At 71.1% G+C, this 10,201-nt stretch carries 5 protein-coding genes; all 5 read left to right on the top strand.

Going from position 1 to position 10,201, the window contains the following annotated elements:
• Positions 1-257 precede the first annotated feature (257 nt).
• Entirely contained in the window at positions 258-2,975 is a 2,718-nt protein-coding gene (locus tag ACFQPS_RS17955; protein ID WP_377360595.1) for a winged helix-turn-helix domain-containing protein, read from the top strand.
• A 271-nt stretch (positions 2,976-3,246) separates the two neighbouring features.
• Positions 3,247-4,818, top strand: coding sequence for a hydantoinase/oxoprolinase N-terminal domain-containing protein (locus ACFQPS_RS17950; protein ID WP_377360594.1), 1,572 nt, complete (start codon positions 3,247-3,249; stop codon positions 4,816-4,818).
• A 15-nt stretch (positions 4,819-4,833) separates the two neighbouring features.
• Entirely contained in the window at positions 4,834-5,928 is a 1,095-nt protein-coding gene (locus ACFQPS_RS17945; RefSeq protein ID WP_377360593.1) for a DUF917 domain-containing protein, read from the top strand.
• Positions 5,929-5,946: 18 nt separating this feature from the next.
• Positions 5,947-8,034 (top strand): TonB-dependent receptor, encoded by a 2,088-nt coding sequence (locus ACFQPS_RS17940; RefSeq protein WP_377360592.1) that lies wholly within the window; start codon positions 5,947-5,949, stop codon positions 8,032-8,034.
• An 86-nt stretch (positions 8,035-8,120) separates the two neighbouring features.
• Positions 8,121-10,199, top strand: a complete 2,079-nt coding sequence (locus ACFQPS_RS17935; RefSeq protein ID WP_377360591.1) for a hydantoinase/oxoprolinase family protein — start codon at positions 8,121-8,123, stop codon at positions 10,197-10,199.
• Positions 10,200-10,201 lie beyond the last annotated feature (2 nt).

Raw genomic sequence — 10,201 nt, 5'->3', positions numbered from 1 at the left:
CGTCGGTGAGCCGTTATCTAGGCCCCCAAACCCAACCTGTCAAACACTTTCTTCCAACAAAATCTGAAAATCCGACGGGCCGCCCCGCGGGAAAACCCCCGGGAAACCGGGCATTTAGGCCACAGGGGCAATCTTCTGTCCCCGTCGCCGACGTTCCGGCACCTTTCCTGTCGGCAAGCGCGCCCGCGATGTAGTTTATTGTGCCCTTGTGACGAACCGCGTCCCTCCCGGACCGCCCCCCAGCATCACGACGGCCCTTGTCCACGCTCGTTACCGGACCCGACTGGATCATTCCGACCAAGCTCGCCCCGCCCCACCAGCTCGTCGATCTGGTGGACCGTGCCGGGCTGGTGGGCCGCCTGGAGGAGGGGCGGTCGGCCCGGCTCCAGCTCGTCGTCGGGGCCGCCGGAAGCGGCAAGACAACTCTGCTGGGCCAATGGCAGCGTCAGCTCGCCCGCGCCGGCATCCCCTGCGGCTGGCTCTCCCTGGACGAGGACGACGGCGACCCCACCCATCTCATCTCCTATATCGTGCTGAGTCTGGCCCGCGCCGGCGTGCCGCTGGGCCAGCTCGCGCGGCTGGCCCAGCAGGGGCTGGTGGACATGCCGTGCAAGGCGGCGCTCAGCGCCCTGGTGAATCAGATCGCCGGGCATGGCGGGCCCGTCGTGCTGATCCTGGATGATTTCCACCGGGCCGAATCGCGGGAGGTCGGCGCCCTGCTGGGCGGCCTGCTGCCCTTCCTGCCGGCCAACCTGTCCCTGGTCATCAGCGGCCGTGACCGGCCGAAGCTGCCGCTGGCCGGACTGAAGGCCATGGGGCAGGTGCGGGAGCTGACGGCCGGCGACCTGCGCTTCTCCGCCCAGGAGGCGCGGCATGTTCTGCATGACCTGCTGCCGGACGCCGACATCTCCGCCCTGACGAAGCGGACGGAGGGCTGGGCCGTGGCCATCCAGCTCGCCCGCATCTGGCTGGAGGCGGGCAGCGGCCGCGCCCGCCTGCTGGACCGCTTCTGCGGCAGCACCCGCGACGTGGCCGACTATCTGGCGGAGCAGGTGCTGGCCGACCTGCCGGAGGATCTGCGCCAGTTCCTGATGCAGACCTCCATCCTGGAGCGGGTCAACGCCGATCTGGCCGAGGCCGTCACCGGCCGCGGCGGCGCCCGCGCCCGTCTGGCCCGTCTCTCCCGCCTGGACAGCCTGCTGGTGCCGCTGGACGGCGAGAGCAGCGGCGGCTGGCTGCGCTACCACCACCTGCTCCAGGACTATCTGCGCGACGTGCTGGCCCGGGACCATGCGGCCTTGCTGCCGGACCTGCATGCCCGCGCCTCGCGCTGGTTCGAGGCGCGCGGCTTTCTGACCGAGGCCGTCCGCCACGCCCGTCTGGGCGGCGATCTGGCGAGCGCCGCCCGGCTGGTCGAATCGGCGGGCGGCTGGTCGCTGATCCTGTCGGGCGGCATCGGCCTGTTGCGCAACCTGTTGCAGAACTTCCCCGCCGAGAGCTTCCTGCGTCACCCGCGGCTGGGAATCAGCCGGGTCTACCTGCACATCAAGGACGGCGAACTGGCCCAGGCCCGCCGGCTGCTGCACCGCATCCCCGGCGCCGACCGGCCGCTGGAGCTGATCCAGGAGCAGCCCGCCTTCGCCCGCGACGCCCTGATCATCGGCAGCCTGCTGGCCGGCTACGAGGATGCCGCCCCCACGGCCGACGGGCTGGTCGCCCTGCGCCGGGTCATCGACGGGATGCCCGAGGACGACCAGATCGGCAGCGGCGCCCTGCGCACGGTGGAGGCGGTACAGCTTCTGCATCTGGGCGATCTTGCCGGGGTTGAACGGGCCGGCCGGCGGGCGCTGCGCCACATGAGTGCGGCCAACTCCGTCCTCGGGCTCGCCTACTGCCTGTTCCACCTGGGCCAGAGCGCCCTGTACCGCGGCCTGCGGCGGGAGGCGGAGGCGACCTACCGCGAGGCCATGGCCATCGCCGCCGACAATTTCGGCGCCGACAGCGGCCTGAAGGCCGTGGCCGCCGTGCTGCTGGCGGAGGTGCTGCACGAGGCCGGGCGCGGCGACGAGGCCCGGGCGCTGATCGGCCCCGCCCTGGCCCAGATCGAGACGGCGGACGGCTGGCTGGACATCTATGCGTCGGGCTACCGGGTGGCCGCGGCCCTCCAGCTCGCCCAGGGCGAGCACGACGGGGCCCTGGCCGTGCTCGCCCGCGGAGAGCGCACGGCCGCCGAACGGGGGCTGGCGCGGCTGGGCCGGCTGATCGCCTGCGAGCGCGCCCGCGTGCTGACCGCCATGGGGGAGACGGCCTGGGCCCGCGACGCCCTGGCACCGCTCCTGGCGGAACTGCCGCTGATGCGCGCCTCCCCGGCGGCCTGGCGGGAGCACCACGCCTTCCTGACGGTCCAGGCCCGGCTGCTGCTGGCGGAGGGGCACCCGTGCGCGGCGCTGGAGGCGGCCGGCGAGGCCGCGGAGCGGGCGCGGGAGGCCGGCATGACGGTCCACCGGATCCAGGCGCTCATCCTGCGGGCCGAAGCCGCCGCCCGGCTGGCGCTGGAAAGCGGCGGATCGCCCGCCGCCGATCCGGTGGGAGATCTGGCCCAGGCTCTTACCCTGGCGGCCCCGGAAGGGCTGCGGCAGGTCTTTCTGGAGCGTGGCGAACGGCTGGCGCCGCTGCTGCGGGACTGCCTGCGCCGCAGCCGGGAGATCGGGCTGGACAGTCTGGCCCGCGCCTTCGCGGAGGAACTGGAGCGCACCCTGGCGCGGCCCCGCGACGAAGCCGACACGCTGAGCCCGCGCGAACGGGCCGTGGTCATCGAGCTGTGCCGGGGCGCCTCCAACAAGGAGATCGCCCGGGCCCTCGCCATGACCGAGAACACGGTGAAGTTCCACCTGAAGAACATCTTCGGAAAGCTGGGCGTGGACCGGCGGGCCGCCGCCATCATCACCGCCCGCCGCCTGCTCGGCCTGACCTGACAGCCCCCTTCCGATCTCGCGGAAAAGCTCCCCGCCCGAGGATGCCGGAACCCCCGGCGCGGCCGGGAGCGGCCGCCCTTCGCCACCACCTACCCGGACGGGTAGGGTGGGGTCGGGGCCGCCCCGCCCGACCCCACCCGAATACGGTCCGAATCCACCCGCCGGCCTTTTTGACAAGTCGGTGACGGTCCCGAAGACTTCGATCCATGGTCGCCAGGAATCGCGGCCACGGTTCCAGGTAATCCGGCCCCCGCGGCCGGCGGGAGGGCAGATGCGCATCGGCGTCGATGTCGGCGGAACCAATACGGACGCAGTCCTGATGGACGGGCGCCGGGTGGTCGCCACCTACAAGTCACCCACGACGGCCGATGTCGGCAGCGGCATCGTCGCCGCCATCCGCGCCGTGCTGGACGCTTCCGGCCTGGGGCCGGAGAGCATCAAGGCGGTGATGATCGGGACGACCCATTTCACCAACGCCTTCGTCGAGCGCAAGCGGCTGCTGCCCGTCGGCATCATCCGGATCGCCCTGCCGGCCGGCAAGGGCCTGCCGCCCCTGATGGACTGGCCCGAGGACCTGAAGGCCGGCGTCGGCGGCGATGTCGCCCTGGTCGGCGGCGGCCGTGAGTTCGACGGCCGCCCGATCGCGCCCCTGGACGAGGCGGCGGTGGCCGAGGCCGCCCGGCGCTTCCGGGCGAAGGGGCTGACGGCGGTCGCCATCAGCTCGATCTTCGCCCCCGTCAGCCCGGACATGGAGGAGCGCGCCGCTGCCATCGTGCGCGAGCAGCATCCCGATGCGCTCATCACCCTGTCCGGCAGCATCGGCCGGATCGGCATGCTGGAACGCGAGAACGCCACCATCATGAATGCCAGCCTGGCCGAGATGGCGCGGCATGTGGTGGCGTCCTTCCATGCCGCCCTGGCCGAGCTGAAGCTGGACTGCCCGTTCTTCGTCAGCCAGAACGACGGCACCCTGATGAATGCGGAGACGGTGGCGCGCTTCCCCGTCCTCACCTTCGCGTCGGGCCCCACCAACAGCATGCGCGGCGCCGCCTACCTGTCGGGCCTGACGGACGCGCTGGTCATCGACATCGGCGGCACGACCAGCGATGTCGGCATGCTGGTCAAGGGCTTCCCCCGCGAATCCTCGGTCGCCGTGGACATCGGCGGCGTCCGCACGAATTTCCGGATGCCGGACATCCTCTCCATCGGCCTGGGCGGCGGCAGCCACGTCCGCCCGGAGCAGGGGCCGGTGGATGGCTCGGGAGAGGTCAGCGTCCGGGTCGGGCCGGACAGTGTCGGCTACCGCCTGCCGCAGGAGGCCCGCGTCTTCGGCGGCGAGGTCCTGACCACCTCCGACATCGCGGTCGCGGCCGGCCTTGCCCGCATGGGCGATCCGTCGCGCGTCGCCGGGCTGGACCGCAGGCTGGTCACGGCGGCCCAGGCCGAGATCCGGCGCCTGCTGTCCGGCGCCATCGACCGCATGAAGACCAGCGCCACCGACCTGCCGGTCGTGCTGGTCGGCGGCGGCGCCATCCTGGTGGACGGGACGCTGCCCGGGGCCGCCCGGATCGTGCGGCCGGAGAACGGCGGCGTCGCCAACGCCATCGGCGCCGCCATCGCGCAGATCGGGGGCGAGGTCGACCGGGTCTACTCCTACCAGGAGCTGGGGCGCGAGGCGGCCATCGCCAAGGCCAAGGAGGAAGCTGCGGCCATCGCCATCCGCGCCGGGGCCGCCCCCGGCAGCATCGACATCCGTGACCTGGAGGAGGTGCCGCTGGCCTACCTGCCGGGCGGGGCCGTGCGCATCCGCGCCAAGGCCGTCGGCGACATGGCCGGCATCTGAAGGAAGGGCAGAGCCATGACGATCGAGCTGAGCATCCCCGCCCTTCACGACATCGCCCGCGGCGCCGCCTTCCTGGGCACCGGCGGCGGCGGCGACCCCTATATCGGACGGCTGCTGGCGCAGCACGCGCTGGAGCGGCACGGGGCGCCGCCCGTGGTGGCGCTCCAGGACCTGCCGGACGACGCCAATCTCTACACCATCGCCATCATGGGGGCGCCCACGGTGATGGTGGAGAAGCTGGTCGGCGGCGACGAGGTCGGGCTGGCGGTGAAGGCGCTGGAGCAGCACACCGGCCGGCCCGCCACCGCCATCCTGCCGGTGGAGATGGGCGGCATCAATTCGCTGCTGCCGGTCAAGCTGGCGGCCGAGCGGGGCCTGCCCGTCGTGGACGCCGACGGGATGGGCCGCGCCTTCCCCGAACTCCAGATGGTCACCTTCAACGTCATGGGCATCCCGGCGACGCCCATGGTGCTGGCCAACGAACACGGCGAGTACAACGTCATCAGCGCCCGCGACGCCAAGTCGGCCGAGGACATGGCCCGGCTGATGGTGATCCACATGGGCGGCGGCGTGGCGCTGTCCTGCTATCCCATGAGCGGGGCGGAGGCGAAGCGGGCCGCCATCCCCGGCACCCTGTCGCTGGCGCTGGGCATCGGGCAGGCCATCGCGGCCGGGCGGCGCGCCGGCGACCCGTTCGAGGCGCTGCTGGGCTACCTGCGCGGCACCGACTACTACCGGCACTGCGCGGTGCTGTTCGACGGCAAGATCGTGGATCTGGTGCGGGAGACGACCCGCGGCTTCTCCATCGGCCGGTGCAGCATCGCCGCCGACGGCGCCGCCGGCGCGGACATGGAGATCCTCTTCCAGAACGAGAACCTGGTGGCGCGGCGTGGCGGCCGGACGGTGGCCATCGTGCCCGACCTCGTCACCATCCTCGACCGTGAGACGGCGGAACCGATCACGACCGAGTCGCTGAAGTACGGGCAGCGGGTCCGGGTGATCGGGGCGAGCGTGCCCCCGATCATGCGCTCGCCCGCCGCCCTGGCCTGCTTCGGACCCCGCAGCTTCGGGATCGAAGAGGATTTCCAACCAATAGAAGACCTCATCTGAGGCGAAGCGGAGGCTCCATTGCGCACGTCCCCACAGCTCACGTCCCGCCTGCTCACGACGACCACCCTGACGGCACTTCTCGCCGGGCTGACAGCGGCACCCGCCGCGGCCCAGTCCGGCCTTGCCATCGAGGAGATCGTCGTCACCGCCCAGAAGCGCGAGGAGCGGTTGCAGGACGTGCCCGTCTCGGTGACCGCCTTCTCCGCCGACGCGATCGAGGATGCGGGCGTGCGCACGCCGCAGGACTTCATCGCGCTGACGCCGAACATCGGGATCGTGCAGAGCTTCACGGTCGGCAACAGCTTCGTCACGGTCCGCGGCATCTCCCAGATCAACAACAGCGATCCCTCGGTCGCCGTCGTGGTGGACGGGGTGCCGCAGGCGAACCAGAAGCAGCTCACCCAGCAGCTCTTCGACATCGAGCGGATCGAGGTGTTGAAGGGCCCGCAGGGCGCGCTCTACGGCCGCAACTCCATCGGCGGCGCCATCAACATCATCACCCGGCAGCCCGGCAACGACTTCGAGGGCTACACCGAGGCGGGCTATGCCGAGGGTAACACCCGTACCCTGTCGGCCGCGGCCGGCGGGGCGATCGTCGCCGACAAGCTGTTCTTCCGGGCCGCCGGCTCCTATGCCGACAGTGACGGCCAGATCACGAACGGGTTCCTGGACGAGAAGGCCGACTTCTACGAGGACAAGACGGGCCGCGCCCAGTTGCGCTGGATCGCCAGCGACAGCGTCACGGTCGATCTGCGCGGCTCGATCTCCAACACCGAGGGCGGCGCCGTCCTCTACAGCCAGTTCCCGACCCTGGGCTTCTCCAACAACGAGAACGTCAAGCCGGACGAGAACCTGCTGGGCCGCAGCGAGCGCGACATGGGCGATCTCAGCCTGAAGCTCGACTGGGACTTCGGCGCGGCGACGCTGACCTCGATCAGCGCCTACAGCAAGGTCAAGGAGAACTACCGCGGCGACCTGGACTTCTCCCGCGTGCAGTCGATCGGCCAGGGCCAGGACCTGGAGGTCGAGATGTGGAGCCAGGAACTGCGCCTGACCTCGCCCGACGACCAGCCGCTGCGCTGGATCGGCGGCGCCTACATCCTGCAGACCGACCGTGACCTGCGGACCACGGTCTTCCTGGACACCAACAGCACGCTCGCCGGCCTGCAACCGCTGTTCATCTTCGGCGACGAATCCAACGACAACCTGGCCTATGCCTTCTTCGGCCAGGCCTCCTACGACGTGACCGACCGCTTCGAACTGTCCGGCGCGCTGCGCTACGACAGCGACGAGCGCGAGCAGACCGACCTGCTGCGCAACAACGCGGTGCGTTCCAAGACCTTCAGCGAGTGGCAGCCCAAGGTCACGGCCAAGTACGAATGGACGCCGTCGCTGATGACCTACGCCACCTTCTCGACCGGGTTCCGCTCCGGCGGGTACAACGCGCCCACGGTCAACCCCAGCATCTTCCAGAAGGAAGTCAGCACGAACTACGAGGTGGGGTTCAAGTCGCAGCTCCTGGACAACCGCCTGGTCCTGAACGGTGCCGCCTTCCACACGAAGCTGGACGATGCACAGATCTTCCGGGTCGATCTGACGGCCGGTGCCCAGATCATCGACAACGTCAAGGATGCCGAGCTGACGGGCTTCGAGCTTGAGTTCCAGGCCCGGCTGGCAGAGGGCTGGGACGCCTTCGGCGGCGTCGGCGTGACCGACAGCGAGATCAAGGATTTCGACGGGACCCGCGCCTACCGCGGCAACCAGCTCCCGAACAACACCAAGGCGAAGATCAACGGCGGAACGCAGTACAGCTTCCCCATCACCGACGCGCTGTCCGGTCTGCTGCGCGCCGACATCGAGTATCGCGGCAAGCAGTACTTCCACGCCGACAACATCGACTACCGCGATCCGGTGACCCTGGTGAACCTGCGCGCCGGGCTGGAGACCGAGCGCTGGTCGCTGACGGCCTATGTGAAGAACCTGACCAACAAGCAGTTCTTCACGGAATATGCCGACGGCTTCTGGTCCGGCTCGGCCACCGGCCAGGATCTGGGCCAGCTCTCCCCGCCGCGGCAGGTCGGCGTGACCGGCCGCGTCCGGTTCTGAGGCCGCGCTGGAACCCGGACAAGCGCACCCGTCCCGGCGGCTGTCATGGCCGCCGGGCCCCTTTTCCGCTTCCGCAAGGACACATGATGCGCGTCGCGACCGATGTCGGCGGGACCTTCACCGATCTGGTGCTGTGCCGGGAGGACGCTCACGGCGCCATCACCGGCGTCTCCACGGTGAAGGTCGATACCACGCCTCCGGACTTCGAACGGGGGGTGCTGGAGGCCATGCGCACGGCCGACGTGGCGATGGACGGGCTGGGCCTGTTCGTCCACGGCACGACGGTGGTCATCAACGCCCTGACCGAGCGCAAGGGCGTCGTCACCGGGCTGATCACGACGGAGGGCTTCCGCGACGTGCTGGAGATCGGGCGGTCGAACCGGCCCGACCTGTTCAACTTCGCCTTCCGCAAGCCGGTGCCGTTCGTGCCGCGGCACCTGCGCCGGGAAGTCCCCGAGCGGCTGGACGTGAAGGGCCGGGTCGTGCGGGAGCTGGACCTGTCCGGGCTGCCCGCCATCCTGGACGACTTCCGCGCCGCGGGCGTGGAGGCCGTCGCGGTCTGCCTGCTGCACGCCTACCGCAACCCGGCGCACGAAGCCGCGGTGGCGGCGGAGATCGCGCGGCTGTGGCCGGAGGTGACCGTCACCGCGTCGCACGCCGTCACGCGGGAATGGCGCGAGTACGAGCGGACCAGCACGGCCGTGCTGTCCGCCTATGTGAAGCCCGCCGCCGGCCGCTACCTGGACAGGCTGCGGCAGCGGCTGGAGGATGACGGCTTCCGCGGCCGCGCCTATGTGATGCAGTCGAACGGCGGCATCGCCACCCTGGCCGCGGCCCGCGCCAATCCCATCGCCATGGTCGAGTCCGGCCCGGTCGGCGGCATGCTGGCCGCGGCGGCGCTCGGCCGCCTGATCGGGGAGCCCGACGTCATCGCGCTGGACATCGGCGGGACGACGGCGAAATGCACCCTGATCCAGGGCGGCGAGCCGCGCATCACCACCGACTACTGGATCGAGCAGACGCCCCGGACCCCCGGCTACGCCATCAAGACGCCGGTCATCGACATCGTGGAGATCGGCAACGGCGGCGGCAGCATCGCCTGGGTCGATGCCGGCGGTGCGCTGCATGTCGGGCCGAAGAGCGCCGGCTCCAGCCCCGGCCCCGTCGCCTATGGCCGCGGCGGCACCGAGCCGACGACGACAGACGCCAACCTGCTGACCGGCCGGATCAATCCCGGGCGCTTCGCCGGCGGGGCCATCGTCCCCGACCTGCCGGCCGTGGAGGCCGCCTTCACCCGCGTCGGCGCGGCCTTCGGTGCCGATGCGGTCGCCACGGCCCGCGGCGTCATCCGCATCGCCAACGCCAACATGGTGAACGCGCTGAAGCTGGTCTCGCTGAACCGTGGCCACGACCCGCGCGACTTCGCCCTGGTCGCCTTCGGCGGCGGCGGCGCCATGCACGCGGCCCAGCTTGCGGCCGAGCTTGCCATTCCCCGCGTCGTGATCCCGGTCCATGCCGCCGTCTTCTCGGCCCTGGGCATGCTGATGTCGGACCTGCGGCGGGACTACATCCGCACCCGCATCCTGCGCCTGGACACCGCCCCGCCCGCCGAGCTGGAGACCCTGTTCGACGAGCTGGCGGCGGAGGCCGGCGCGGATTTCGGGGACGACGGGTTCGCCCCGGAGACGGTGCTGCTGACCTGCCATGTGGATGCCCGCTACCTGGGGCAGGAGCATACGGTGAAGGTGCCGGTGCCCGCCGGCCCGCTGGACGCGGCCGCCATCGCCGATCTGGTCGAGGCGTTCCACGCCGCGCACCGCCGGGCCTACACCTTCGCGCTGGACGCACCGGTGGAGGTCGTGAACGCGCATCTGGTCGGCGTCGGCCAGATCGCCAAGCTGGCCCTGCCGCCCCGCGCCGTCACCGGCCGCGCGGTGGAGACGGCCCGCACCGGCACCCGCCGGGTGGATTACGACGTGGACGGCATCCACGATGCCGCCGTCTACGACCGCGATGCGCTGGAGCCGGGGATGACCCTGGCCGGTCCGGCGCTGGTGGAGGAAGGCGCCACCGTCGCCGTCGTCCCCCCCGGCTGGAGCGTCAGCGTGGACGCTTACGGCAATCTCATCCTCGACCGCCGGGCCGGCGGCGCCCCGGAAAGGTGACC

The sequence above is a fragment of the Rhodocista pekingensis genome (assembly GCF_042665545.1).
In the GTDB taxonomy this organism is placed as follows: domain Bacteria; phylum Pseudomonadota; class Alphaproteobacteria; order Azospirillales; family Azospirillaceae; genus Rhodocista; species Rhodocista pekingensis.
The sequence above is the reverse complement of the archived record's forward strand: the minus strand, read 5'-3'. Positions and strand labels throughout refer to the sequence as shown.

What these genes read in the sequence shown, in the direction of transcription:
- ACFQPS_RS17945 (WP_377360593.1), top strand. Translation starts at nt 4,834, where the DNA reads ATGACGATCGAGCTGAGCATCCCCGCCCTTCACGACATCGCCCGCGGC.
- ACFQPS_RS17950 (WP_377360594.1), top strand. Translation starts at nt 3,247, where the DNA reads ATGCGCATCGGCGTCGATGTCGGCGGAACCAATACGGACGCAGTCCTG.
- ACFQPS_RS17935 (WP_377360591.1), top strand. Translation starts at nt 8,121, where the DNA reads ATGCGCGTCGCGACCGATGTCGGCGGGACCTTCACCGATCTGGTGCTG.